Source organism: Kushneria phyllosphaerae, assembly GCF_900312995.1.
In the GTDB taxonomy this organism is placed as follows: Bacteria; Pseudomonadota; Gammaproteobacteria; order Pseudomonadales; family Halomonadaceae; genus Kushneria; species Kushneria phyllosphaerae.
In genome coordinates, this window is the sequence record NZ_ONZI01000013.1 from 1 (window position 1) to 607 (window position 607).

At 62.4% G+C, this 607-nt stretch carries 1 protein-coding gene; it reads left to right on the forward strand.

Annotated elements, in window-relative coordinates:
• On the forward strand, window positions 1-607 hold a 607-nt coding region (locus tag KSP9073_RS17220), incomplete at both ends, for an Ig-like domain-containing protein (RefSeq protein ID WP_114403760.1).

Genomic DNA, 607 nt, shown 5'->3' on the forward strand with positions numbered 1-607 from the left:
CGGCGGGCAATATCGGCTCGGCCAATACGTCGGCCAGTTATTCGTCCAGTACGGAGCTGCCGACCGTTTCGGTCTCATTGGATACGATTGCCGGCGATGACGTGATCAATGCCGCCGAAGCGGCAGCGGACGTTACCGTTACCGGCCGTGCCGGCGGTGACGCAGCGCCCGGCGATACCATCACCGTCCTTGTCGGCGGTCAGAACTACTCAACGGTCGTGGGCCAGAACGGCACGTTCAGCGTGGCAGTACCGGGTTCGGTACTGGCAGCTGCAGGCACCAACACTATCAGTGCGTCTGTCTCGCATACGGATGCGGCAGGCAATACTGGCAGCGCCGAGACCACGCGTCCTTATAGCGTCGACACCACGCCGCCGGCGCTGGCCATCCAGCTCGACACCGTTGCCGGTGACAACATCGTCAACGCCGACGAGGCAGGGCGCGATATACCCGTTACAGGTACTGTGTCCGGTGAGTTTTCTGCCGGCGACACCGTGACCCTGACGGTGGGTCAGCAGAACTACACCGGTGCGGTGAACGGTGACGGCACTTTCTCGATCAACGTGCCGGGTTCGCAGCTCGCACAAAACGATGCGATCCGTGCTGA